Source organism: Pseudomonas sp. NBRC 111119 (assembly GCF_001320125.1).
In the GTDB taxonomy this organism is placed as follows: domain Bacteria; phylum Pseudomonadota; class Gammaproteobacteria; order Pseudomonadales; family Pseudomonadaceae; genus Aquipseudomonas; species Aquipseudomonas parafulva.
The window spans coordinates 23,128-48,789 of sequence record NZ_BCAV01000014.1; the positions used below are offsets into that span (position 1 = coordinate 23,128).

The window sequence follows — 25,662 nt, forward strand, 5'->3', positions numbered from 1 at the left end:
GTGCGTATTTCCACTGCTCAGTTCTATGAAGCCAGCGCCAGCAGCTATTCCAAGAACTTCTCGGACATGAACAAGACCAGCGCCCAGGTAACGTCGGGCGTGCGTATCCAGACCGCCGGCGATGACCCGGTGGGCGCGGCGCGGTTGCTGCTGCTGCAACAGCAGCAGTCGCTGCTGGACCAGTACAGCGGCAACATGAACACGGTAAGCAATGCGCTGCTGCAGGAAGAGAGCGTGCTTTCCACCATCAATGACGCGATGCAGCGGGCCAGCGAGCTGGCCATCCGTGCCGGCGGCGCGGGTGTGACAGACGCTGACCGGGTATCGATCAGCACCGAGCTGAAGGAAATCGAGGCCAATATCTTTGGCTTGCTCAACTCGCGCGATGCCAATGGCGACTACATGTTCGCCGGCTCCAAGAGCACGACACCGCCCTACGTGCGCAACTCCGATGGCACCTACAGCTACCACGGTGACCAGACCCAGTTGAGCCTGCAGGTTTCCGACACCCTGAACCTGGCCACCAACGACAGCGGTGCCAGCGTGTTCGATGCAGCGAAGAACAAGAGCCGTACCCAGTCGACCTTGCTGGTGCCGGCCACCGATGATGGCGTGGTCGGCGTTTCGCCGGGTCTGTTGAAGTCGAGCAACAGCTACAACGACAGCTTCACTGCCGGGCAGCCGTACAAGCTTACGTTCACCAGCGCCACGCAGTATTCGATCACCGATGCCAATGGCAACGACATTACGGCAGAAACCCCCACCAACGGTCATTTCGACAGCAAGACCGAGGGGGCCAACCGTATTGCCCTGCGCGGTGTCGAGTTCGAAATCACCGTCACGCTGGAAGAGGGCAAGGACGCCGACGCGGCCGTGGCCGGGCGCGAGTTCTCATTGGCAGCGCGCCCGGACTCCTTCACCACGACCCGTGGGGCTGGCAACCCGTCCACGGCGCAAGTGACCAATAGCGCTGTCACGGACCCCACTGCCTACCGCAGCACGTTCCCCAGCAACGGGGCGGTGATCAAGTTCACCGGGCCAGACACGTACGAGTTCTATGCGCAGCCCATGAAAGCTGACAGCAAGCCGGTGGCCACCGGTACCTTCACTGCGCCGCAGTTGACGGTGGCGGGGGTGACCTATGACGTGAACGGCGCGCCGCAGGCCGGCGACCAGTTCGCGGTCACGGCCAACACCCACCAGAACCAGAACGTGCTGGAAACCATCAGCCAGCTGCGTGCGGCGCTGGACACCCCCGTGACTGGCGCGGGCGTGGCCAACGGCCTGAAGGATGCGGTGGCCTCGGCCATTGCCAACCTGGCCAGTGCGCGTGAGCAGGTGGACATCACCCGGGGTTCGATCGGTGCGCGGGGCAGTTCGCTGGAAATCCAGCGGCAGGAAAACACCAGCCTGGGTCTGGCCAACAAGACCACCCAGGATGCGATCGGCAACACCGACATGTCTCAGGCTGCGATCACCCTGACCCTGCAGCAGGCCATGCTGGAGGCCTCCCAGCTGGCCTTCTCGCGCATTTCCCAGTTGAGTTTGTTCAACAAGCTCTGATCACTCATGCAATGCGGGGCTGCTGCGCAGCCCATCGCGAGCTGCGCTCGCTCCTACGGGGGCGGGCGGGGCAGCGCTGTGCTGCCGTATTACCCGGCTTTCATTGCATTTCAATGTGACCAATGAGTCAAAACGGTCATCTTCCCTGTATTCTATGCAGCAGCATTTTGTTACCGGTGTGCAGGAAAGCGCTGCTTTCCTTCCCCAGCGGTGACGCCCCGGTATTTGGCGCCCTCAATTTATCGAGTGGTGGTCTTTGGCTGTTTTCATTGGGAAGCCAGAATGATTGGCATCAAAAGCATCGCGAGTTACGTGCCCACCGCTGGCCTGGACAACTACGTCCAGGGTGCGAAGTTCGGCAAGGACGAAGAGTTCATGTTCGGCAAGATCGGCGCGTCCTTCCTGCCGCGCAAGGCCCCGGAGCAGGAGACCTCCGACCTGTGCGTAGAGGCTGCACGGGCCCTGTTCGCCAGCAACCCCGATCTTGATCCGCAGTCGATCGACGCGTTGATCGTGGTCACCCAGAACGGCGATGAAGAAGGCCTGCCACACACGGCCGCCATCGTTCAGAGCAAGCTCGGCCTCTCCACCCGCGTGGCGGCCTTCGATGTTTCGCTGGGCTGTTCCGGTTACGTATATGGCCTTTACGCCATCAAGGGCTTCATGGAGGCGGCGGGGCTGAAGAACGGCCTGCTAATTACCGCAGACCCTTACTCCAAGATCGTTGACCCCGAAGACCGCAACACCACCATGCTGTTCGGTGACGCCGCTACCGCCACATGGATGGCCGAAGATGCCGTGTGGAACCTGGGCCAGGCCCGCTTCGGCACCGACGGTTCGGGTGCCGAGCATCTGAAGGTGAGCGATGGCAAATTCTTCATGAATGGCCGCCAGGTGTTCAACTTCGCGCTGGTCAAGGTGCCGGCGCACCTGCACGAGCTGCTCGACGCCAGCGGGCTGCAGTCTGCGGATATCGACGCCTTCTGCATTCACCAGGGCAGCGCGGCGATCGTCGATGCCGTGGCGCGGCGCTTCGAAGAGCATCACCCCGAGAAATTCGTGAAGGACATGCTGGAAACCGGTAACACGGTGTCTTCCAGCGTGCCACTGTTGCTGCAGAAGCACATGCTCGATGGCAACTGGAAACGCGTGGCCATCAGCGGCTTCGGTGTGGGGCTGTCGTGGGGCTCGGCGATTCTTTATCGCAGCTAAGGCCTCTCCGGCGTGGCCTCGTAGGAGCGAGCGCAGCTCGCGATGGGCTGCATAGCAGCCCCCAGCTATCTCGGCAGTCACGCGCAATCTGATGGGGGTGCTTTGCACCCCATCGCGAGCTTTGCTCGCTCCTACATGCCCGATATGCATTATTTCTGGCGCCAACAAACCGCCCTCAACCCCTTGATTTCAAAGGCTGGCCGCGTGCCAGCATTTTTTTTTTGAAAAACCCCTCAAGCAACCAGGCCATCCGACGATAACTATTACGAAGGTTCTCTAGGCCAATCCGGCGGTTGCCAAGGCCGGAAGCCGCAGTACCCATACAACGAGGATTTCGTCATGGCTTTAACTGTAAACACCAACATTGCTTCGGTTACTACCCAAGTAAACCTGAACAAGGCCAGCAACGCTCAGGCCACCGCGATGCAGCGTCTGTCCTCGGGTCTGCGTATCAACAGCGCTAAAGACGACGCTGCTGGCCTGCAGATCGCCAACCGCCTGACCAGCCAGATCAACGGCCTGGGCCAGGCTGTAAAGAACGCCAACGACGGTATCTCGATCGCGCAGACCGCTGAAGGTGCAATGCAGGCTTCCACCGACATCCTGCAAAAAATGCGTACCCTGGCACTGTCCTCGGCCACTGGCTCCCTGAGCCCCGAAGACCGTAAGTCGAACAACGACGAATACCAGGCGCTGACTGCCGAACTGAACCGTATCTCCGACACCACCACCTTCGGTGGTCAGAAGCTGCTGGACGGCTCGTACGGTACCAAGGCCATCCAGGTTGGTGCCAACGCCAACGAAACCATCAACGTTTCCCTGGACAACGTCTCGGCCAAGAGCATTGGTTCGCAGCAGGTTAAATCCGGCACCATCACCCCGAGTGCAAGTGGCGTGGCTGCAGCCGACCTGGTGGTGACCGGTAACGGCCAGACCAAAACTGTCAGCTACGATGCCGGCGCTTCGGCCAAGGACATCGCGGCCAAGCTCAATGGCGCCGTCGGTGGCCTGACCGCCGCCGCCAGCACCGAAGTCAAGCTGACCGTTGCCAGCGGCGCTGCCGCCACCCCTGCCAACTTCGACCTGAAAGTCGGCAACAGCACCGTTAGCTTCATCGGTGTGACCGACGTTGGCAGCCTGGCTGACCAGCTGAAGTCCAACGCTGCGAAGCTCGGCATCAGCGTCAACTACGATGACTCGACCAAGAGCTTGGAAGTCAAGTCCGACACTGGTGAGAACCTCAGCTTCACTTCGAAAGCCGGTGCAGAAGCAATCTCTGTTGGCGCGAAAAATGGCAGTGGCGAATACGCTGCAACGTTGACTGCGCTGTCGGCGACTGCGAACGACAAGGCAGTAGTAACTGGCCAGATCTCCTTGGACTCTGCCAAAGGTTACTCTGTGGCCAACGGTGCTACTGGCACGGGTGCAACCGAGCTGTTCGGTGCGGCTTCGGTTTCTTCGACCAAGACCACCATCGCCGACACCGACGTGACCGCTGCCGTCAACGCCCAGAACGCCCTGGCCGTTATCGACAAGGCCATCGGTTCGATCGACAGCGTACGTTCGGGCCTGGGTGCTACCCAGAACCGTCTGCAAACCACCGTTGACAACCTGCAGAACATCCAGAAGAACTCCACCGCTGCCCGTTCCACCGTGCAGGATGTGGACTTCGCTTCGGAAACTGCCGAGCTGACCAAGCAGCAAACCCTGCAACAGGCATCCACTGCGATCCTGTCCCAGGCCAACCAGCTGCCTTCCTCGGTCCTGAAACTGCTCCAGTAATTCAGGCGCCTGAGTAAAGGGTGAAAGGGCGCGTTTACGTGCCCTTTCACCCTTTTTGACATGAGGAGTTCGGAACATGGACATCAGTCTCAAGCTGAGTCAGGTGTACCCCCCTGTGTTACCCCAGCCCTCTGCGGCGGAGCGGGACCCGGCCGTGCCTGCCAAGGTGCAGGAAGCCGCGCCGCCCGAGCCCAAGCCGCACACGCGCGAGGACCTGGAAAAAGCGGTTGGCGATATCCGTGATTTCGTCCAGTCGAGCCAGCGTCAGCTGGACTTTTCCATTGATGATTCCACCGGGCAGGTCGTGGTCAAGGTGATCGCCACCGACTCGGGCGAGGTCATCCGCCAGCTACCGTCTGAAACGGCGTTAAAGCTCGCGCAGAGCCTCAGCGAAGCCGGCAGCCTGCTGTTCGAGGGGCGCGCTTAGGCTGGCATGATTTTTGTTGTTGTTAGGTCTTTTAAGGATTTTTTCGCCAAGGATCTGGCAGCTACCGTTCAAGGAGAGCAATGATGGCAGGTACAACCGTCAGTGGTATCGGCTCGGGTATCGACACCCAGGCCATCGTCGATTCGCTCGTGGCCGCCCAGAAGGCGCCCAAGCAGACGCAAATCAATACCCAAACGCTGAAGGCAACCACCACGTTGTCCTCGATTGGCAAGATTCAGTCGGCGCTCGACGCTTTCCGTGGTGCGCTGAGCAACATGACCGATACCAACAGTTTTGGCGGCCTGAGTTTGCAGTCGTCCAACGAAAAGGTGGCTACCGTCACCATGGGTAGCGGCGCTGCCACCGGTTCGTTCTCGTTGCTGGTCAGCAAGCTGGCCAAGGCGTCCAAGGTGTCCACGCAGGTGTATGCGGACGGGGCAGGGTCGGTGGTCAACAAGGGCACTACAGCGACCACCCTGACCATGACCCAGAATGGCAAGGCTTTCGACCTTAGCGTTCCGCCTGGTGCAACGTTGCAGCAGGTGCGCGACAGCATCAACAGCCAGTTCGGCCCTGCAGGCCTGAGTGCCAACGTGCTCACGGATGCTACCGGCTCACGCTTGATCATCACGTCGACCAAGATGGGAGAGGGCTCGGACATTACGCTGTCCGGCAATTCCGGGCTCGACACGGGCTACAAAGTAGTCGATGAACCGGTGGATGCCGAGTACACGCTCGATGGCGTAGAGATGAAATCCAAGACCAACGACATCACCAATGCGGTGAGTGGTCTGAATATCAAGCTGGTCGGTTTGTCGACCAAAAATGCCAACAGTGGCGAGTACAGCCCCACCATTCTCTCACTCAGCACCAGTAGCTCTACCCTGAAGTCAGGCCTCAAAGGCTTCATCGACACCTACAACGCCTTGCTGAAAGTGGTAAACGCCGAAACCAAGGTCACCAAGAACGCCGATGGCAGCATGACAGCGGCTGCGCTGACCGGCGATGCATCGATGCGCACGCTGATGACGTCCATCCGTGAAGAACTCAATGCGGTGTCCGGCAACGGCACCCTCAAGACGTTGGCAGCTTTCGGGGTTACCTCTTCGCAGGATGGCGGCACGCTGAGCCTGGATGACAAGAAGTGGGACAAGGTCGCCAGCACCAATGCGGCAGACCTGACCAGCATCTTCAATGGCAAGGACGGGCTGCTGGCCCGCCTGCAAAAAGTTACCGAACCGTTCGCCAAGGCATCCACCGGTACCCTGGCCGAGCGCTCGAAAACCCTTAGCGAAAGCCTGACCAAGCTCAAGGCCGAACAGGACACCCTGGACACCCGCATGGATGCCCTGAAAAAGAGCTTGCAGGACAAGTACAACAACATGGACACCCTGGTGACCCAGCTGCGCCAGCAGCAGAACTCGGTGCTCAGCACATTGAATGCGCTGAACAAGTCCAAGGATGATTAACGGCTAGACGTTGCTCGAAGCCGGTTTTTATCGCTGGTTTCGGGCAATAACCCGTAAAGTTTTCCGTGTGTTGCCCGATACATAAAGTATCAACCTTCCAGAAGCATGCCCGCCACGAGGTCGCAAGATGAATCCCATGAGAGCCCTTCGTCAGTACCAGAAGGTCAATTCCCATGCCCAGATTTCCGAAGCAACGCCGCACCGCCTGGTGCAGATGCTGATGGAAGGTGGCCTTGATCGCATGGCGCAGGCCAAAGGGGCAATGGCGCGGGGTGACGTGGCCGAGAAGGGGCTGATGCTGGGCAAGGCGATCGACATCATCATCGGCTTGCGCGACGGCCTCTCGCCTGAGAAGAGCGAGAACCCGCAATACGTCGAAAACCTCGATGCCCTCTACGTGTACATGACCAACCGCCTGATGCAGGCCAACATCGACAACGATGCCGGCATCATCGATGAAGTGGCCCGGCTGCTGATCACCGTGAAGAGCGGTTGGGACGGCATCGCCGACATCCAGCCTGCCAGCTGACGGCAAGGAGACGACCATGACTGCACTGCAACGCCTCGACGATACGTGTGATGCCCTGCTTGGCGCCCTGGGCGAGCGTGACTGGGATTCCATTGCGAAGCTGGACGTTGCATGCCGTACCTGTATCGACGAAGTGCTCGAAACGCACGCGTACGACCAAGGCTTGCTGCGGGAAAAGCTCGAAGGGGTGATGGAGGTCTACCGCAGCCTCATCGAAGTGACAACCGGCGAGCGCCAGGCAATTGCCGAAGAGATGACACAGATCAACCAAGCGAAGAATGCTTCAAAGGTTTATCATTTGTTCAGTTAAGATGCGAACAACTGAACAAAAGGCGCCATAAATTTGACTGTGCGACCCTTTTTGACTTAACTAGTGGCTGTTTTCGTATTTCAGACGTCCGAACACTGACCATTCAGTCGGAATGATGTCGAGCATGCCTTCGGGCGCCGATATGACTAGGGAAGTTGCTATTGCATGTGGCGTGAAACCAAGATTCTCCTGATCGATGACGACAGCACCCGCCGCCGCGATCTGGCGGTGGTGCTGAACTTCCTGGGCGAAGACAACCTGCCCTGCACCAGTGCTGACTGGCAGCAGGTGGTCGAGCCGCTGTCTTCCAGCCGCGAGGTACTGTGCGTACTCGTCGGCGCTGTGGATGCGCCTGGCACCCTGCTTGGGTTGCTTAAGACAGTCGCAACCTGGGATGAGTTCCTTCCGGTCTTGCTTTTAGGCGATATTTCTTCTGGCGAGTTGCCTGAAGACCTGCGCCGCCGCGTGCTTTCGAACCTCGAAATGCCGCCCAGCTACAGCCAGTTGCTGGATTCGCTGCACCGCGCCCAGGTGTACCGCGAGATGTATGACCAGGCCCGTGAGCGGGGGCGTCAGCGCGAGCCAAACCTGTTCCGCAGCCTGGTCGGTACCAGCCGCGCCATCCAGCACGTGCGCCAGATGATGCAGCAGGTGGCCGACACCGACGCCAGCGTGCTCATCCTGGGCGAGTCGGGCACCGGCAAGGAGGTGGTCGCGCGCAACCTGCATTACCACTCCAAGCGCCGTGAGGCACCTTTCGTGCCGGTTAACTGTGGTGCTATTCCTGCTGAGCTGCTGGAAAGCGAGTTGTTTGGCCATGAAAAGGGCGCATTCACCGGGGCCATCACCAGCCGGGCAGGGCGCTTCGAACTGGCCAACGGCGGTACGCTGTTCCTGGATGAAATCGGCGACATGCCGTTGCCCATGCAGGTGAAGCTGCTGCGCGTGCTGCAGGAGCGCACTTTCGAGCGCGTGGGCAGCAACAAGACCCAGAGCATCGATGTGCGCATCATCGCCGCCACGCACAAGAACCTCGAAAACATGATCGAGGACGGCACTTTCCGCGAAGACCTGTACTACCGCCTTAACGTGTTCCCCATCGAGATGGCCCCCCTGCGCGAGCGCGTCGAGGACATCCCGCTGCTGATGAACGAGCTGATCTCGCGCATGGAGCACGAGAAACGGGGTTCCATCCGCTTCAACTCGGCATCGATCATGTCCCTGTGCCGCCATGGCTGGCCGGGTAACGTGCGCGAACTGGCCAACCTGGTCGAGCGCATGGCGATCATGCACCCGTACGGGGTGATTGGTGTGTCGGAGCTGCCGAAGAAATTCCGCTACATCGACGACGAAGACGAGCAGATGGTCGACAGCCTGCGCAGTGACCTGGAAGAGCGCGTGGCCATCAACGGCCACACTCCAAACTTCAGCAACCCTGCCATGCTTCCACCAGAGGGGCTCGACCTCAAGGACTACCTGGGCAGCCTGGAGCAAGGCCTGATCCAGCAGGCGCTGGACGATGCCAACGGTATCGTTGCCCGTGCCGCTGAACGCCTGCGTATCCGCCGTACCACCCTGGTGGAGAAGATGCGCAAGTACGGCATGAGCCGCCAAGGTGGCGAGGACCAGGCAGAAGACTAACGCTCAAGCGGCCTCCGCTCGCGCACCCGTAGGAGCGAGCAGAGCTCGCGATGGGCTGCAAGGCAGCCCTTCCTCCCCACTTCACCCCAATTCCCCAGAATCCGCCCGCCCAACCACCAACCCGGCATGTGTTTTGCTATTGCCTAGCATCCAGTGCCAGGGGTCGGTTTTTTGTCACCCCTCCGACCAATGCGGACGAAAAGTACAATGAAAGCAGTCATTCTGGCCGGTGGGCTGGGCACTCGCATCAGCGAAGAATCCCACCTGCGACCCAAGCCGATGATCGAGATAGGCGGCAAGCCAATCATCTGGCACATCATGAAGATCTACTCCCACTACGGCATCAACGACTTCATCATCTGCCTGGGTTACAAGGGCTACGTGATCAAGGAGTACTTTGCCAACTACTTCCTGCACATGTCGGACGTCACCTTCGACATGGCCGAAAACCGCATGGACATCCATAACCGCCATGCCGAGCCCTGGCGGGTGACGCTGGTCGACACCGGCGAATACACCGCTACCGGTGGCCGGCTGAAGCGGGTGCGCGACTACGTTGGCGATGAAACCTTCTGCCTGACCTACGGTGACGGCGTTTCGGACGTGGATATTCCGCGCCTGATCGACTTCCACCGCCAGCACGGCAAGATGGCCACCGTCACCGCCGTCCAGCCGCCGGGGCGCTATGGCGCGTTGGACGTGCAGGGTGACCAGGTACGCGGTTTTCAGGAAAAGCCCGCAGGCGATGGCGGCTGGATCAACGGTGGCTTCTTCGTGCTGGAGCCGGCCGTGTTGGACTACATAGACGGCGATGCCACCACCTGGGAGGACGCGCCCATGCGCCGCCTGGCCGAGGATGGCCAACTCATGAGCCACCTGCACCGGGGGTTCTGGCAGCCCATGGATACCCTGCGTGACCGCAACCTGCTCGAGGCTCACTGGAAAAACGGCGAGGCAGCGTGGCAGCTATGGCGTTGACCCCGGCATTCTGGGCGGGCCGCCGGGTGCTGCTCACCGGCCATACCGGCTTCAAGGGCGGCTGGCTGGCAGTGTGGCTGCGCCAGCTGGGCGCTGACCTGCGTGGCTTCGCCTTGCCCGCCGCCACCACGCCTTCGCTGTGGCAGGTCGCGCAATTGCAGCAACACGTGGCCGGTGACTTCGGCGACATCCGCGATGGCTCGGCCCTGGCGGGCGCCGTGCAGGCGTTCCAGCCCGAACTGGTGCTGCACCTGGCAGCCCAGCCGCTGGTGCGCGAGGCCTACCGTACACCCGTCGATACCTACGCCACCAACGTCATGGGCACTCTCAACCTGTTGGAAGCGGTGCGCGCTACACCTTCAGTGCGCGCCGTGCTGGTGGTGACCACCGACAAATGCTACGACAACCGCGAGTGGCCCTGGCCGTACCGTGAACAGGACGCCCTGGGTGGCTTCGACCCCTACAGCAGCAGCAAGGCCTGTGTCGAACTGCTGTGCGCCAGTTACCGCGACTCGTTTCTGCGCACGGCCGGTGTGGCCCTGGCCACGGCGCGGGCGGGCAACGTGCTGGGTGGCGGTGACTGGTCTGCCGAACGCCTGTTGCCGGACATCTTCCGCGCCTGGCAGGGCGGAGAGGAAGTGGTTCTGCGCTACCCAGGGGCTACGCGCCCCTGGCAGCACGTGCTCGACCCGCTGATGGGCTACCTGCAACTGGCCCAAAGCCTGCTCACCGAGGGCGACCGGCACGCTGGGGCCTGGAACTTCGGCCCGGACAGCGCTGGGCTGGCCAGCGTGGGTGACATCGTCAGCCGCCTTGCCCAGCACTGGCCCGGCGAAGCCCGCTGGTCGTTGGCGGCCGATGCCCAGCCCCATGAGGCAGGGCTGCTGGCCCTGGACTCCAGCAAGGCGCGGCAGTTGCTGGGCTGGGCGCCACGCTGGTCGCTGGACCACACCCTCAAGCAGACCCTGGCCTGGCACCTGGCATGGCGTGCGGGGCGTGACATGAACATTGTTACCCGCGAGCAGATCGCGGCTCATCAAGGCGAAACCCATGAGTGACAGCACGGCGCAGCAGTTGCGCCAACAGATTGCCGAGCTGGTCGGCCGCTATGCCGACCTGCAGATGGCGCCCAAACCCTTTGTTGCAGGGCAGAGCAATGTGCCGCCCTCGGGCAAGGTCATCGGTGCGGGCGAACTGCAGGCCATGACCGAAGCGGTACTGGACGGGTGGCTTACCACGGGCCGCTTCAACGAGGCGTTCGAGAAGCGCCTGGCCAAATACCTGGGGCGCCGCTGCGTACTCACCACCAACTCCGGCTCTTCGGCCAACCTGCTGGCGTTCTCGGCCCTGACCTCGCCGCGGCTGGGTGATCGGGCGATCAAACCTGGCGATGAAGTGATCGGCGTGGCGGCCGGTTTCCCGACCACGGTCAACCCGATCCTGCAGTTTGGCGCGGTACCGGTGTTCGTTGATGTGCAGATGGGCACCTACAACATCGACCCGGCACTGATCGAGGCTGCCATCGGCCCGAAGACCAAGGCCATCATGCTGGCCCACACCCTCGGCAACCCATTCGACCTGGGCGTGGTCCGCGCCTTGTGCGACAAGTACGGCCTGTGGCTGATCGAAGACTGCTGCGATGCCTTGGGCTCTACCTATGAAGGGCGCATGGTCGGCACCTTTGGCGATATCGGTACCCTCAGCTTCTACCCGGCGCATCACATCACCATGGGCGAGGGTGGGGCGGTATTCACGGATTCGCCGCTGCTCAAGCGCATCATCGAGTCGTTCCGCGACTGGGGCCGTGACTGCTATTGCGCGCCGGGCGAGGACAACACCTGCAGCAAGCGCTTCTGCTGGCAGCTGGGTGACCTGCCACAAGGTTACGACCACAAGTACACCTACTCGCACCTGGGCTACAACCTGAAGATCACCGACATGCAGGCCGCCTGCGCACTGGCGCAGATGGACCGTGTGGACGGGTTCGTCGCCGCACGCAAACGCAACTTCGCCTGGCTGAGCGAGCGCCTGGCCGGTTGTGCCGACCAGTTGATCCTGCCCCAGGCCACGCCCGGCAGCGACCCGTCGTGGTTCGGCTACCCCATCACCCTGCGCGACGGCGCTGAAGGCCGCCGGGTGGAGCTGGTGCGCTACCTGGATACCCAGGGCGTCGGCACACGCCTGCTGTTCGCCGGCAACCTCACCCGCCAGCCCTACATGCAGGGGTTGCGGTACCGGGTGGCGGGTGAGCTGGCAGTCACCGACAAGATCATGAACGACACGTTCTGGATCGGCCTGTGGCCGGGCTTGAGCGATGGTCACTTGGAACACGCGGTGCGCTGCCTGGAACTATTCTTTCAAGGGCAGCACTGATGCGGGCCTACGTACTCTGTGGCGGCTTCGGCACCCGTTTGCGCAGTATCACGGACACGCAGAAGGCCCTGGTGCCTGTGCATGGTGAGCCCTTCCTGTTGCGCGTGCTGAGCCAACTGGCATCTGCCGGCATCAGCGAAGGCGTACTGTGCGCGCACTATCGTGCCGAACAGGTGGCCGAGCAGATGGCTGTGCTTTCACAGAGGTCCGGGTTGTCATTATCGCTGGTGGTGGAGGCGAGCCCCATGGGAACTGGCGGTGCACTGCTCAACGCCTTGCGTGAGCAACCTGCGCAGGCGCGTTACCTTGTGCTCAATGCCGACACCTTCGTGGAGGTACAAGGCTATCGTCGGATGGTCATGAGCGAAGGCAACGCCTTGCTTGCCGCACACGTCGACGACCGCGCCCGCTACGGTAGCCTGGAGCTCAATGCTGCCGGGGAGCTGGTTAGCCTGAAAGAGAAGGGCCTGCAGGGGCCCGGGTTGATCAACGCCGGGGTGTACGCTTTCGGCGCTGCAACCTTCTCTGGCGCAACGGTACGCTCTTGCTCCATGGAGCAGGAGCTGTTGCCCGAACTGCTTCAGCGCGAAGCGATGGCCGTTGTGGGCTACAGCGGGCGCTTCATCGATATCGGCACGCCAGACTCACTGGCGCGCTATACCCAGGACTTCGTATTGGACACCCCCCTATGAGCCTGCTTGTGCAGACCCTCAGCATCGGCGAACGTCAGAGCATTCTCGACGCGGTCAAATGCATCGAGGCGGGCGCCTTGCAGATTGCCTTCGTGGTGGCCGATGACCAACGCCTTATAGGGGTGGTTACCAACGGCGATGTGCGCCGTCATCTGCTGCAGGGCGGGCAGACTGATCTGCCAGTTACCACCTGCATGAACAGCCAGTTCCGGGCCGTGCAGGCAGGGGCTTCCCGTGAAGAGCTGCTCAAGGCGTTCGACATGGGCTTCAATGCCATCCCGGCGGTGGATGAGCAGGGGCGCCTGGTGGAGGTCTACACCAGGCTGATGGCTGCCAGCCCCGAAGTGCCGGTGCTGGCCCGGGCGCGGGCGCCGGTGCGCATGAGCTTCTGCGGCGGCGGGGCAGACCTCACGTATTTCTTCATCGATCACCCGGCTGCGGTCCTCAGTTGCACCGTGGGCCTGTACGCTCATGCCACGCTGGTTCCGCGGGGTGACCGCAGCATCCGCATTTTCTCGGAGGACCTCGGGCGGGAGGAAGGCTTCGAATGCCTGGCTGATCTGCTGGCCGCCACCGAAAAGAGCCTGTTGGCGACTATCGTTTCGGTGATCAAGCCGCAGTATGGCTTTGATCTCTATCTGCGTTCTGACTTTCCAGTCGGGTCTGGCCTGGGTGGCTCTTCAGCGGCCACCACCGCGACCATCGCGGTGTTCAACGAGTTGCGTCAGGACCGCTGGAGTACCTATGAGATCGCTGAACTGGCGTTCCAGGCCGAGCGTCTGTGCTTTGGTATTGCCGGTGGCTGGCAGGACCAATATGCCTCAGCCTTCGGTGGCTTCAACCTGATCGAGTTCGAGAACGAACGTAACATGGTGCACCCGATTCGTCTGGAGCAGGCGATCCGCAACGAGCTGGAGTCGTGCCTGGTGCTGTGTGATACCGGTGTATCTCACGACTCGGGCCGCCTGCACGAACTGCAGCGTGAACAGATGCAGGCCGAGTCATCGCAAACCGAGTTGCTGCATGCCAGCGTGGCGTTGTGCCGGCGCATGCATCGCTACCTGATTCGTGGCGAGTTGCGGGATTTCGGCCTGTGCCTGGACGAAGCCTGGCACCTGAAAAAACGCTTTTCCACGGCCATCAGCCACGGTCGTCTGGACGAGATCTATGCCGCTGCAGTGGCAGCTGGCTCACTCGGTGGCAAGCTGCTGGGCGCAGGTGGCGGTGGCTTCTTCCTGTTTTACGTGCAGCCCCAGCATCGCCAGCGTGTGGTGAATGCGGTGCGTGCACTGGGCTGTCAGGCTCAAGGTTTTCGCTTTGAGTCCTGCGGTGTCACTTCCTGGCGGACGAAAATTCAATGACTCCCATTATTCTCGACGGCGTCGCCCTGGGGGGCGAACGTGTATACGTCATCGCCGAGGCCGGCAACAACCATAACGGTTCCCTGGCACTGGCCAGGCAACTGGTGGATGCCGCAATCGCGGCGGGCGCCGACTGCGTCAAATTCCAGCTGCGTGACCGCCAGGCCCTGTACCGGCGCAAAGCCGATGGCTCACGGGCCGAAGACCTGGGCGTAGAGTACATCCAGGATCTGCTGGACAAGGTCGAGCTGAGCCTCGACGAACATCGCCAACTGCGCGCCTACTGCGCGCAGAAGGGCATCACCTACCTGTGCACGCCCTGGGACGAACCCAGTGTCGATGCCCTGGCGGCATTCGATGTGGCGGCGTTGAAAATCGCCTCCGCTGACCTGTGCAATCCCTACCTGATCGCCAAGGCTGCCAGCCTTGGCAAGCCGCTGATTCTGTCTACCGGGATGTCGTTCGAGCACGAGATCATCCGAACCATCGAACAGCTCAACGCCCTGGGCACGCCTTTCGTGCTGCTGCATTGCAACAGCGCCTACCCGGCCCCGGAGGCGGATATCCAGCTGGGCTACCTGCGCCGCTTGCAGCAGTTGCATGGCCTGGTTGGCTATTCCGGCCACGAGCGGGGTATCGCCATTACCCTCGGCGCCGTTGCCCTTGGCGCGCGCGTGGTGGAGCGCCACATTACGCTGGACCGTACTATGGAAGGGCCCGACCACCTGGCCAGCCTGGAGCCCGCCGAATTTCGTCAGTTGGTCGACGGCATTCGCCAACTGGAACTGGCGCTGCCTTGGCAAGGGCCTGGGCGTCACGCCAGCCAAGGTGAGTTGCTGAACCGCGAGAACCTGGGCAAAAGTGTGACTGCCGCCTGTGACATCGCCCGGGGTGCGGTACTGGAGCAGAGCATGCTGCGCATCGCCAGCCCGGGCCAGGGCCTGCCGCCTTACCGGCTGCCGGAGCTGCTGGGCAAACCGGCCCAGCGTGACATTGCCCAGGGTGACTTCCTGTTCGACAGCGACCTGCAAACCCAGCAGGCCGAGCAGAAACTGGCCTTCGACCTGCCGATTCGCTGGGGCGTGCCGGTGCGCTACCACGATTTTGGCGACTATCGCCGTCGTATCGAGCCGGACCTGTTCGAGTTCCACCTGTCGTACCGCGACCTGGGCCTGAAGCCTCAGCCGTTTCTGGCCGAGGTAGCCTGCTCGCGTCTGGTCGTGCATGCCCCGGAGCTGTTCGAGAACAGCGAACTGCTGGACCTGGCCTCGGACGACGCTGCCTACCGTCAGCGCTCCATCGACAACTTGCAGCGGGTGGTGGATGCCACCTTGCAGATCGGCGAATACTTCCCTGCTGCCGACGCCCGCCTGATCGTTGCCAACATTGGCGGCTTCTCCGCCGATGCGCCGCGCCCGCTGGCCATGCGCCCGGAACTCTATGAGCGCTTCCACGAAGCCTGTCGCCAGGTGGATTTTGCCGGTACCGAGCTCATCCCTCAGAACATGGCCCCATTTCCGTGGCACTTCGGCGGCCAGCGCCACCAGAACATTTTCATGATGCCCGACGAACTGGCGGCGCAGGCTCGTGAACATGGCCTGCGCCTGTGCCTGGACCTGTCGCACTTGCAGATGACCTGCTTCCACTTCGGGCTGGACTTCCAGGCAGCCCTGGCCCTGCTGCTGCCGTACTCGGCGCACCTGCACGTGGCTGATGCCAAGGGTATCAACGGTGAAGGGGTGCTGATGGGCACCGGTGACATCGACTGGCCCGCTGCCTGGGCGCAGATTCGCAAATACCCCGACGTCAGCTTCATCCCTGAGGTGTGGCAGGGGCACAAGGATCATGGGGCTGGTTTCTGGTCGGCCCTGCAGTTTTTGACACGGCTTGCTTGATTGCCGGCTTTGAGGGAATTGAAAGTGACACAGACGATGCGTGTAGCGGACTACATCATGGAGCGCCTGGCGCGGCTGGGCGTGGGGCAGGTCTACTTTCTGCCGGGTGGCGGGGCTATGCACCTCAATGATGCCCTGGGGCGCCACCCTGAACTTGAGCCGGTGCTGTGCCTGCACGAACAGGCTGCCGCCATCGCTGCCGAAGCTGCAGCTAAGCTCACAGGTGGCCCGGCTGCCTGCATGACCACCTGCGGGCCAGGTGCAACCAATACGGTTACGGCAGTGCTGGGCGCCTGGCTGGATTCAACCCCGGTGTTCTTCGTGTCGGGCCAGGTCAAGAGTGCCGACCTGAAAGCTGATACCGGCCTGCGCATGCTCGGTGTGCAGGAAGCCGATATCGTGTCGATCGTCGCCCCCATCACCAAGGCCGCGGTCACCCTGACCGACCCCGAGGCAATCGGCGAGGTGTTCGACCGGCTCGAACAGGCCGCCCTCAGCGGTCGGCGGGGTCCGGTATGGCTGGATGTACCCTTGGACGTGCAGGCGGCCCGCATCGACCCTGCGACGCTGCGCCGGGCAACCTTGCCAGAGGTTGCCGCGCCAGCGGACCTTGGTGCGGCAGTCGAGCAAACCGTAAGCCTGCTACGCCAGGCCAAGCGCCCCGGTATCATCGCCGGCAGTGGTATCCGCATGGCGGGTGCGGTTGCCGCCTTCAACCAGCTGATCGAAGCCGCACAGGTGCCGGTGATGCCGACCTGGCTTGCTATGGACATCATCGAAGACGAACACCCGTTGTACGCCGGCCGGCCAGGCTCCATCGCTCCGCGCTGGGCCAACTTCGCCTTGCAGAACTGCGACGTGCTGATCGTGCTGGGCTCGCGGTTGGACATGGCCCTGACTGCATACAATCACGGCCACTTCGCGCCTTATGCGAAAAAGGTAGTGGTGGATATCGATCCGGCTGAGATTGCCAAATTGCAGATGCCAGTGGAGGTGCCCGTCGTTTGCGATGTGAAGCCCTTCATCGAGGCACTGGCCGCCCATGTTTGCCAGGCCCCCTTGCCGTCGTATGCGCCCTGGTTGGAGCGCATAGCCGAGTGGCGTCAACAATACCCACTGCTGCAACGCGAGCATGCTGACGACAGCCTGGGTGTGAGCATGTACTACTTCACTGACCAGTTGTCCTCGCTACTCAGTGAAGGAGATGTGATCGCACCTGGCAGTTCCGGCTTTGCGTCCGAGCTGTTCCTGCTAAACCTGCGCCTCAAGAAGGGCCAGCGGTGCTTCCATAACCGGGGTACGGGCTCGATGGGGTTCGGTATTCCGTCGGCGATTGGTGCGTGCCTGGCAGCAGGCCGCAAGCCCACCATCTGTGTCGAAGGGGATGGCGGCCTGCAGTTGAACATCCAGGAGCTGGCAACCCTGGCAGCGCAGAACCTGCCGGTAAAATGCTTCGTCATCAACAATCAGGGCTATGCATCAATCCGCACCTCGCAAACCGCACACTTCCAGCTGCTGGTCGGTGCCGATGTCAGCAGCGGCCTGCGATTGCCTGAACTGGCACCGCTGGCCAGCGCGTATGGCGTGGGCTACGCACGCATCGAGTCGCACAAGGACCTGCAGGCCAACCTGCAAGCAGTGCTGGACCGTGAAGGGCCGGTGATCTGTGAAGTGATGGTGCAGGTGGAAGAGCCGCGGATCCCACGCGTCATGACCCGTATGGATGAGAACGGCAAACCGGTCACCGGCGCACTGGAAGACCTGTACCCGTTTCTCAGCCGCGAGGAGCTGATGCTGCAAATGGCGGTGTCGCTGGGCCCACAGGCATGAGTGCATGGCTCAAACGCCGCCTGACTGGCCTGTGCTACGGCTACCTGCGCAGCCAACGCGACTGGGCCCATGACAAGGCGCCTGAAGTACGTCATGCCCGCGTGCTGCCGATGGCCAGCCATGCGCCTTGGGTCAATGACACTGCTTTCTTGAAGGCTCATGAGGCAGTGCGCGGGCATACGTTGATCGACATCATGCGCTTGTATGAACTGTGGACCCTGGCACGCCAACTGGATCACGTCGACGGCGACTTTCTGGAAGTCGGCGTGTGGCGTGGTGGCTCAGGGTGCCTGCTGGCCATGGCCAGCCAACGCGCGGGGCGCGGCGTGTTCCTGGCAGATACCTTCAGTGGCGTGGTCAAGGCGGGGCAGCACGACACGCGGTACACCGGCGGTGAACACGCAGATACAGACGTTCAACGCGTGCTGGCGTTGGCCAGGCGCTGCCAGGTGGAGGACGACGTACGCGTATTGGTGGGCATGTTCCCTGAACACAATGCGTCGCAGGTGGGTGGCAGGTTGGCACTGTTGCACATTGACGTGGATGTATTTGAGTCCGCCCGGGATGTGCTGCGCTGGGCAGCGCCCAGGCTTGTGCGTGGGGCAGTGGTGGTATTCGACGACTATGGCTTTCATGGCTGTGAGGGCGTCACGCGCATGGTCAATGCGTTCATGGCAGAAGCTACGGGTTACCGGTTTGTGCACAACCTCAATGGCCACGCCATTCTGATCAAGGTAGCCGATCATGGCGAATGAGTTTGGCTTTGACCAGTTGATCATCTATGGCGCCAGGCTCGCCGGCCGCCGCGTCAGAGAGTACCTGGCGGCGCAGGGGCAGCGTGTCGACGCGTTCCTGGACCGTGATGGCACCCTTGGCGAGGTCGACGGCCTGCCGGTGTTCACAGCACAGCGCTGGGCTGCAGACCAGGAGGCGCGCAAGGCCTGCGTGATCATCGGGGTGTTCAACCCCCATGTGGACACCCGGGAGATCGTCGACGACCTGCAGGCACTGGGGGTGGGCCGCATCGTCAGCCTGGTCGAGTTCGTTGGCCTTTACCCCCACGCGCAACCGTTTCGCTACTGGCTGGTCGACCCCGCATTTTATGTGCAGCATGTGCCACGTATCGAAGCATTGCGCGCTGCACTGGTCGATGAAGCCAGCAAGCAGTTGCTGGATGCGATCGTGCAATACCGTACATTGGGTGATCCGCGCTGCCTGCCGCCTGCCACGGCGCAGCAGTATTTCCCCTCGGACCTGCCACGCTTGCCGGAGCCTTTGCGCTTCATCGATTGCGGCGCTTACGTCGGCGATACCGTTGAAGCGTTGCTGGAGGCTGGGTTGCAGTTCGCCAGCGTGGCGACGTTCGAGCCCGATCTGGACAACTACCGCCGGCTGGTGGCGCGGCTTGGGCAAGTGCCGGGCGCCGTGCACTTCCCGTGCGGAGTCTCCGACAGCAATCGCCTGAGCGGCTACGACCCCAGCCTGGGGGCGGGTGGCCACTTGGTGGAGGCCGGCGGCAACCCTGTGTGTTGCGTGCGCCTGGATGATGCGTTGCCCGGGTTCGCACCCAATTTCATCAAGATGGACATCGAGGGCGAAGAGCCGGCCGCCCTGCGCGGCGCGCAATGCCTGCTGCGCACGCACAAGCCACATCTGGCCATCAGCATCTACCACCGTGCCGAACACCTCTGGGAAATCGCCGAGCAGTTGCAGGGCTTTGAGCTAGGTTACCGTTTCTACCTGCGCTGCCACTCACCCAGCACCTTCGACACGGTGCTGTACGCCGTTGCGGGTGAATCATGACGGCGTATACCTCCCAGGCTCATTGCCGGTTGGAAAGAAAAGGGAGTATGGGATCGATGCCTGAACCTTCGACAGGCGTGTCAGTGGTCGTTTATGGCGGTGGTCAGATTGGTATTGGCCTGTGTCGACGCCTGCTAAAGCGCGGCGTCAATGTCTGCGCAGTCATTGATCGCGACCCGCAAGGTGTGGTCGGTGCCCCTGTGCAGGTGATGAGTGCGCAAGCGTGCATCCAGCAGCATGGCAACACGCAGGTGTTCGTGGCGATCGGCAACGGCCTGGCACACCCCAGCATTGCCCGCGGTCTGCGCAGTGTGGGGTACACCCACATACTGCATTTGCCTGCCTACCTTCGTGGCCAGCGGGCGGCGGACATGACGCGGGCCTGGAACGCCTATTACGCCGGTGACCCGACGGTAGCGTACTGCAGCTATGACGATCTCAACACATTGGTTGCGCACGACTACGTGTCGAGCGCTTCGTCAGGTTATGTCACAGCAGTCGTGCACAAGGAGGATGTGTACACCGTACGGCGTTCCTATGCGGGGCTGGATCACGATTACGCCGACTATTTCAAGTGGCAGGGTCAGGAGCAGGCGCTGATCGACACGGCAACCAACGTGCCTATAGGCGACCCTGTGGTGAAGGCGATGTTGCCGTGCGAAGCATTGTTCACCAAAGATCAATTGGATTTCTATCACGCCAAAACCTTTTTCGACATGGGTGAGTACTACCGCGAGGCCGCGCCGGTGGCGGTGTTTGACAGCGCCTTGCATCGTTTCAATCTCCTCGATGGCTCGCACCGTGCCTTGTACCTGGAGCGTCAGGGGTTCAAGGGTATTCCGCTGAAGATGAAGCGGGCGGAGTGGGAGGCCTATTTCAGGGCGCCTGAGGCGCAGGCACTGATGGATCACTGCAGTGGCCTCGCATCACTCCCCATGGTCGTCCAGCATCCAGCGTTCATGTCGTTCCCGGTTTGCGAGCAGGCTCCAGACGCTGAATTCCTGCACCTGCTCGAAGGAGTGCGCCCAGCATGATGTGGACTGCCGAAACGCCGGTGATTCTGTACGGCGCCGCGCACCGCGGAACCATGGTTTCGCGCTACTTGAGGGCGCGCTGCAATTTAATTGGCTTCATCGACAGGCGCGCCGACGAGATAAGCACCCACGAGGGTTTGCCTGTCATGCCGGTCGATACGGCTGACAAAGCTGCGCTTGTGGTGGTGTGCGTCAATAACATTTTCGAGCACGAAAGCATTGCCCAGCACCTGGCCGCGCAAGGTTTCGAGCGGGTCATCTTTTGCCCGGTGAACGGTTCCAACATGTCATGGCGCAGCGCGCTTGACCGCGAGCACATGGCGAAGGTGCACGCCGCGGTGCTGGACGAGAAACTGGCAATACCGGTGGCAGTGCCTGGGATGACGGGGCTGTTTTATCCGGAGTACAAAGATGAAGCGCTGATCGACGGAAAAGGCCCAGAGGTGTTGGCGTGGGTGCCTGCATGGCTGGTTTGTGCCCGACGTGACGGCAATGGGCTGTTCAAGGACAGCCCGGCATTTACCCTGTTTCCTTATCTGGAACTGTTCAAATGGTTCGACGGCGAGGCAGGTGCGACCCCGGATCATTACATCGACCTGTACTGCCGCCCAGCCGCCGAGCAGTTCGGCATCGCGCAAACTGCCGCGTGGGTTGGCAACGTGCTCAGCAGCCGCAGGCAAGTTTATGAGCGCATGCGCCAGACCGAGTCCATCGACCCGCTATTCTTCGTGCGCCATGCGGTGCGTGCTGACTGGAACGCGGACGAAGCACATTTCAATATGGACAGCGGCAAACACCGCGCGGCCTTCTTGATCCACCGCAAACGCTCGCTCGTTCCGTTGACGCTGTCGGCCGAGGACTATGAAACCTACCTCAATCGCCCTGCGTTGCAGGCATTGATCACTTGCATGGGGGAATCGGGGGTTACCGAGTTGCCGTATCCGGTCCTTCACTCCTATTTTTTGAGAGCGCCCTACCAGGCACAAAACGCTTACTGGGAAGTACTGCTCAGGGCTTGCCGTGCGCTGGTTCTGAAGCATTTCAACACCACCGGCAAGGTCAGCCTCAAAGGCGTGTGTCTGCGTGTCCACAGCGCGTGCCATGAACCCTTGGCACAAGCGTTTGCCCTGTTGGGCTGTTCGATCAGCTACGCGTACCAGGAAACCGAGTTTGATCGTTGCGTTCGGGCCTTGTACCGGGTGGCCGCGCGTTTCACGCACGCGGAGCTTGCGCTGGACCACAGTGACTACGTCCTGGATGAATGGGTGGCTGAATAATGCGTGTGCAATTGATCGGTGAGTGTGCACAGCCTGGCCTGCAACCTCAGGTGCAGGCGGCGATCAGCCGTATGGAGCGTGAGTGCCCGGTGCGCATTCTGTACTACTCATTGATGGGCTCCATCCCATTGGGGATGGGCAATGCGTCTTCGGACTACGACCTGCTGGCTGTTTACCAACCCCGGGCAGCACTCACCGCTGCCCAGTACGACATCATCAATAACAAAACCCCGTTGCTGGGGGCAGCGCACATTCCCGGCGAGGTGAACATGCTGCTCGCCGACAATGCCCTGTTCTCGCCAGCGTTCATGGAAATGCCTGAGGCCATGCTCATTCAGGCGTACCCCCAGCACCTGAACACACTCACCGTTCATGATCGGGCCTTCGATATAGCGGTGCTGCCTGGTGACAACTCGCCCAAGGCGGCGTCGATTTTTTCCGATCTGTTCTACTACGGCAACGGTGTGCTGACTGATCGCCAAGGCACCCTGCGCCGTGATTTCTCGACGCTCAAGCGCTGCCTGCGGGTGTATGAGTTTTGTAAGCGCCGCTACGTCACCACCTACGGCCGGCTCCAGCACTACCTTGTAAAACCCGGCAATGTCAGGCTCCGCACTTACCTGCAAAGCATCAATGACCTGCTGGCGATCGAGTATGCCCTCGATCACCGGGATATCCCTGCGCCTGATATTTCCGTGATGCTGGAGCATCTGGACGACGCACAGGTGTTGGAAACGGCGCGGCGCTTCTTGACGGTCAACGCGCAGGCAAACACTGCGAAGGAAAAGCTGCTGATCGATCCGGATGATGTGCTGAACCGCTGGATTGCTGGCCGGTTGGCCAGGATAAAACCACGTTTGCTTGCGTTGTACCCACACCGCAGCGAAGTGCTGTTCGAGGTGGTCATTGGTTGAGCCTGCAGGCCTTGGCCTTCAGGTGATCGCAGAAATTGTACGTCAGGGGTGGCAGCTTCCGTCGCCCAATGCTCAGGCAGGTAATGGGATGAATGTCAGCGTGTCCTCCGTAGATAGCAGTGTTTCAGAAATGCGTACAGGTGTTGTTCATTCATTTGCTCTTGCATCTGGCAGGCGCGTACCGGTTTGCCTATCGGAGGCCCTGCTACGTGAGGTAGTAGACCACATCGTGGTCAGGCACCCGGCGAAGCTGGAGGTACTTGCGCGGCTCGATCAATACCCCAACATCGAGCGCATGCTGGAGACAGCTGCCGGCCTGGCGCAGCTGGCTGCCCACAAGCACAAGGTGCGCGGGTGGCTGGCGGAAGGTTTCTACATATTCGGGGCGTTCAAAATTGGCTTGCGGGTTGTGCGCCACGCACGCGCACTGGGGTTGCAGGTCAGGGGCTTTCTTGACAATGACAGGGCCAGGACTGGGGCTGAACTCGAGGGGGTGCCTATCGATCACCCGTCGGCATTGCCACTGGAGAACGCCGTGGTGGTGGTCGCCAGTGGCCGGCATGGCAATGCCATCGCCAGCCAACTGCGTGATGTACCTGGCATTCGAGTGGTCAACCTGCATGAGTGCCTCTACGCGCTGGACGGTGCCGGCCCAGGTCTGGGGTGTGAGCTATTTTCAGCGTTCGTAGAGGCGCCTCTGCGCGACCCCTGGCGCTTCATCTCTGCCTTCCTGCGGCTTGATGACGAACCGTCGCGCAAGGTGTTCGACGGGTTGATCGGCATGCGGGTCGGGCTGTCCATCCAGTGCGCCGAACCGGTCAAATCGCCCTGGCATGACGAGTACTTCGACCGCGCCTTCGTACAACCCGAGCACGCAGCCCGCTTCGTCGACGCGGGCGCGGCGGCGGGCGATACCCTGCATCGGTTGGAAGAACACTTCGGCCCCGTTCAGCAGGCCTGGTTGTTCGAGCCTGAATTGCCCGCCTACTACGAAGCCCTGAGGGACGTTGCAGACCGGCCGAACGTTTGGCTATTCAACATGGGGCTGGATGAGGTGCCCAGCCGGGCTCTCTACCAGCCCGCGCTTTCCTATGACATCGCCGGTGAAATGAGCAGCGCTGTACCGGCCAGCATCACGTCATTTATCCAGGGCGTGCCGTTGGATGGCGTGGTACCGGGTGAGGTGGGTTTGTTCAAGCTCGATATCGAGGGGATGGAAGCGCCGGCCCTGCGGGGCGCGCGTGCCATCATTCAGCGTGACAAACCCGTGCTCGCCGTGTGCGCCTATCACCGCTCCGATGACTATTGGCAACTGATGGATGAGGTGCAGGCCATTCGCGGGGACTACAAGGTGGGTATCCGCCTGTACGCAGACATTCTTGAGGACATCACGCTGTATTTTTACTGAGCCCTGGCGCGGCGCCAGCGCGCACCCCGCGGCGTGGCGCTGCTTCAATTTCGCTTCCTTCCGTGTGAGTCGCTGAGCCCATGTCCAGTCTTTCATTGCAGTCGCCGATCATCAGCAGTGCTTTGCAGGCCATCCCCTCCAACCTTGGCCTGCAGGGTGCGCTGCACGGGCAGCATGTTCTGCTCACCGGCGGAACCGGTTTTTTCGGAGCATGGTTACTGGCGTTGTTCGACCAACTGAACCAGCAGGGCACACGGGTAAACGTGACGGTGCTGGCACGCAACCCGACGCGGTTTCTGAATGCTCAGCCCCGGTACCGTGATTGTGGGTGGCTGCGCTGGGTCAGCGGGGATGTGCGTGACACGTTTGACTATCAGGGTGCGCGTATAAACCTCGTTGTTCATGCGGCCACCGATACTTCGGCGACCGCCCATGAAAACCCGCTGCAGCTGTTCGACACCATTATCACAGGGGCACGCCGGGTACTGGACCTGGCCGTGCAGCAGGGGGCGCGCGTGTTGTTGGTCGGGTCTGGAGCACAGTATGGGCCCTTGAACGTCGGGGCCGAAGTGCACGCTGGGGTGCGGGAAAGCTTTACGGCGGCCTGCATCAGTAACAGCGCGACCAGTGCCTATGCCGAAGGCAAGCGGGCGCAGGAAACGTTGGGCGCGATTTATGCAGCGACTTATGGAGTTGACGTAATCATGGCGCGCTGTTTTGCGTTCTCCGGGCCAGGTCTGCCACTAAACGGCCACTTCGCCATTGGTAATTTCGTCCGCGATGCGCTGTTCGAGGATGCGATCGTCATTCGCTCCTGCGGCACGGCGGTCCGTAGCTACCTTCATGGCGCCGATCTATCGGCCTGGTTGCTGACGTTGCTGGTGCGAGGTCAGGCCGGGGAAGCCTATAACGTAGGCTCCGACCAGGCGATCAGCATCGCTGACTTGGCGCGCCGTGTGGTCGCGCGGGTGGCCCCAGGCAAAGCGGTGAGGGTCATGGGGCGTGCCGAAGGTAGTGCCCCTTCTTTTTACGTACCAGGCATCGAAAAGGCCCGGGCGGTGGGGCTGGATGTCTGGACCGCGCTGGACCAGTCGATCGACAGCATGGCGGCCTGGGCAAAAAACCAAGGTCAGCGACATTAATTTCAACGAGGCTGCGTGTAGG

22 protein-coding genes are annotated in these 25,662 nt (G+C 61.5%); all 22 read left to right on the forward strand.

Annotated features, from left to right (window positions below):
- Window positions 1-1,563: a flagellar hook-associated protein 3 gene (locus APH25_RS06160; protein WP_028633483.1), complete on the forward strand. Its 1,563-nt coding sequence runs from the start codon at window positions 1-3 to the stop codon at window positions 1,561-1,563.
- A gap of 282 nt (window positions 1,564-1,845) precedes the next feature.
- On the forward strand, window positions 1,846-2,775 hold the full coding sequence (locus tag APH25_RS06165) for a ketoacyl-ACP synthase III (RefSeq protein WP_060481423.1): 930 nt from the start codon (window positions 1,846-1,848) through the stop codon (window positions 2,773-2,775).
- A gap of 339 nt (window positions 2,776-3,114) precedes the next feature.
- Window positions 3,115-4,557, forward strand: a complete 1,443-nt coding sequence (locus APH25_RS06170; RefSeq protein WP_060481424.1) for a flagellin — start codon at window positions 3,115-3,117, stop codon at window positions 4,555-4,557.
- Window positions 4,558-4,633: 76 nt separating this feature from the next.
- Complete coding sequence (locus APH25_RS06175; RefSeq protein WP_060481425.1) at window positions 4,634-4,984, forward strand: flagellar protein FlaG; 351 nt, start codon at window positions 4,634-4,636, stop codon at window positions 4,982-4,984.
- A gap of 83 nt (window positions 4,985-5,067) precedes the next feature.
- Complete coding sequence (fliD, locus tag APH25_RS06180) at window positions 5,068-6,453, forward strand: flagellar filament capping protein FliD (protein WP_060481426.1); 1,386 nt, start codon at window positions 5,068-5,070, stop codon at window positions 6,451-6,453.
- Between the two features lie 127 nt (window positions 6,454-6,580).
- Window positions 6,581-6,982 carry a flagellar export chaperone FliS gene (gene fliS / locus APH25_RS06185; RefSeq protein WP_028633478.1) on the forward strand — a complete coding sequence of 134 codons (402 nt, stop codon included), beginning with the start codon at window positions 6,581-6,583 and terminating at the stop codon, window positions 6,980-6,982.
- Between the two features lie 16 nt (window positions 6,983-6,998).
- Window positions 6,999-7,292 carry a flagellar protein FliT gene (gene fliT / locus APH25_RS06190; protein WP_028633477.1) on the forward strand — a complete coding sequence of 98 codons (294 nt, stop codon included), beginning with the start codon at window positions 6,999-7,001 and terminating at the stop codon, window positions 7,290-7,292.
- Between the two features lie 165 nt (window positions 7,293-7,457).
- Complete coding sequence (fleQ, locus tag APH25_RS06195; protein ID WP_060481427.1) at window positions 7,458-8,933, forward strand: transcriptional regulator FleQ; 1,476 nt, start codon at window positions 7,458-7,460, stop codon at window positions 8,931-8,933.
- 207 nt (window positions 8,934-9,140) lie between these two features.
- Window positions 9,141-9,911 carry a glucose-1-phosphate cytidylyltransferase gene (rfbF, locus tag APH25_RS06200; protein ID WP_060481428.1) on the forward strand — a complete coding sequence of 257 codons (771 nt, stop codon included), beginning with the start codon at window positions 9,141-9,143 and terminating at the stop codon, window positions 9,909-9,911.
- Window positions 9,902-10,969 (forward strand): CDP-glucose 4,6-dehydratase, encoded by a 1,068-nt coding sequence (gene rfbG / locus APH25_RS06205; protein ID WP_060481429.1) that lies wholly within the window; start codon window positions 9,902-9,904, stop codon window positions 10,967-10,969. Before rfbF ends, rfbG begins: the two co-directional genes overlap by 10 nt.
- Window positions 10,962-12,284 carry a lipopolysaccharide biosynthesis protein RfbH gene (rfbH, locus tag APH25_RS06210; protein WP_060481430.1) on the forward strand — a complete coding sequence of 441 codons (1,323 nt, stop codon included), beginning with the start codon at window positions 10,962-10,964 and terminating at the stop codon, window positions 12,282-12,284. Before rfbG ends, rfbH begins: the two co-directional genes overlap by 8 nt.
- Window positions 12,284-12,976, forward strand: coding sequence for a sugar phosphate nucleotidyltransferase (locus APH25_RS06215; RefSeq protein WP_060481431.1), 693 nt, complete (start codon window positions 12,284-12,286; stop codon window positions 12,974-12,976). Before rfbH ends, APH25_RS06215 begins: the two co-directional genes overlap by 1 nt.
- Window positions 12,973-14,337 (forward strand): CBS domain-containing protein, encoded by a 1,365-nt coding sequence (locus APH25_RS06220; protein WP_060481432.1) that lies wholly within the window; start codon window positions 12,973-12,975, stop codon window positions 14,335-14,337. Before APH25_RS06215 ends, APH25_RS06220 begins: the two co-directional genes overlap by 4 nt.
- Window positions 14,334-16,232 (forward strand): N-acetylneuraminate synthase family protein, encoded by a 1,899-nt coding sequence (locus APH25_RS06225; protein WP_060481433.1) that lies wholly within the window; start codon window positions 14,334-14,336, stop codon window positions 16,230-16,232. Before APH25_RS06220 ends, APH25_RS06225 begins: the two co-directional genes overlap by 4 nt.
- A gap of 24 nt (window positions 16,233-16,256) precedes the next feature.
- Entirely contained in the window at window positions 16,257-18,062 is a 1,806-nt protein-coding gene (locus APH25_RS06230; protein ID WP_256217486.1) for a thiamine pyrophosphate-binding protein, read from the forward strand.
- Entirely contained in the window at window positions 18,059-18,817 is a 759-nt protein-coding gene (locus APH25_RS06235; RefSeq protein WP_060481434.1) for a TylF/MycF/NovP-related O-methyltransferase, read from the forward strand. The genes APH25_RS06230 and APH25_RS06235 overlap by 4 nt, the downstream gene beginning before the upstream one ends.
- Window positions 18,807-19,865, forward strand: coding sequence for an FkbM family methyltransferase (locus APH25_RS06240; protein WP_060481435.1), 1,059 nt, complete (start codon window positions 18,807-18,809; stop codon window positions 19,863-19,865). The genes APH25_RS06235 and APH25_RS06240 overlap by 11 nt, the downstream gene beginning before the upstream one ends.
- The gene (locus APH25_RS06245; RefSeq protein ID WP_177331158.1) at window positions 19,862-20,899 is read left to right on the forward strand and encodes a hypothetical protein; all 1,038 of its coding nucleotides are present in this window, start codon (window positions 19,862-19,864) and stop codon (window positions 20,897-20,899) included. The genes APH25_RS06240 and APH25_RS06245 overlap by 4 nt, the downstream gene beginning before the upstream one ends.
- Window positions 20,896-22,176 carry a hypothetical protein gene (locus APH25_RS06250; protein WP_060481436.1) on the forward strand — a complete coding sequence of 427 codons (1,281 nt, stop codon included), beginning with the start codon at window positions 20,896-20,898 and terminating at the stop codon, window positions 22,174-22,176. Before APH25_RS06245 ends, APH25_RS06250 begins: the two co-directional genes overlap by 4 nt.
- Complete coding sequence (locus APH25_RS06255) at window positions 22,176-23,090, forward strand: nucleotidyltransferase domain-containing protein (RefSeq protein ID WP_060481437.1); 915 nt, start codon at window positions 22,176-22,178, stop codon at window positions 23,088-23,090. Before APH25_RS06250 ends, APH25_RS06255 begins: the two co-directional genes overlap by 1 nt.
- Before the next feature lie 229 nt (window positions 23,091-23,319).
- On the forward strand, window positions 23,320-24,498 hold the full coding sequence (locus APH25_RS06260) for an FkbM family methyltransferase (protein ID WP_177331159.1): 1,179 nt from the start codon (window positions 23,320-23,322) through the stop codon (window positions 24,496-24,498).
- A gap of 80 nt (window positions 24,499-24,578) precedes the next feature.
- Window positions 24,579-25,640 carry an NAD(P)-dependent oxidoreductase gene (locus tag APH25_RS06265; RefSeq protein ID WP_082428219.1) on the forward strand — a complete coding sequence of 354 codons (1,062 nt, stop codon included), beginning with the start codon at window positions 24,579-24,581 and terminating at the stop codon, window positions 25,638-25,640.
- The last annotated feature ends 22 nt before the right edge of the window (window positions 25,641-25,662 follow it).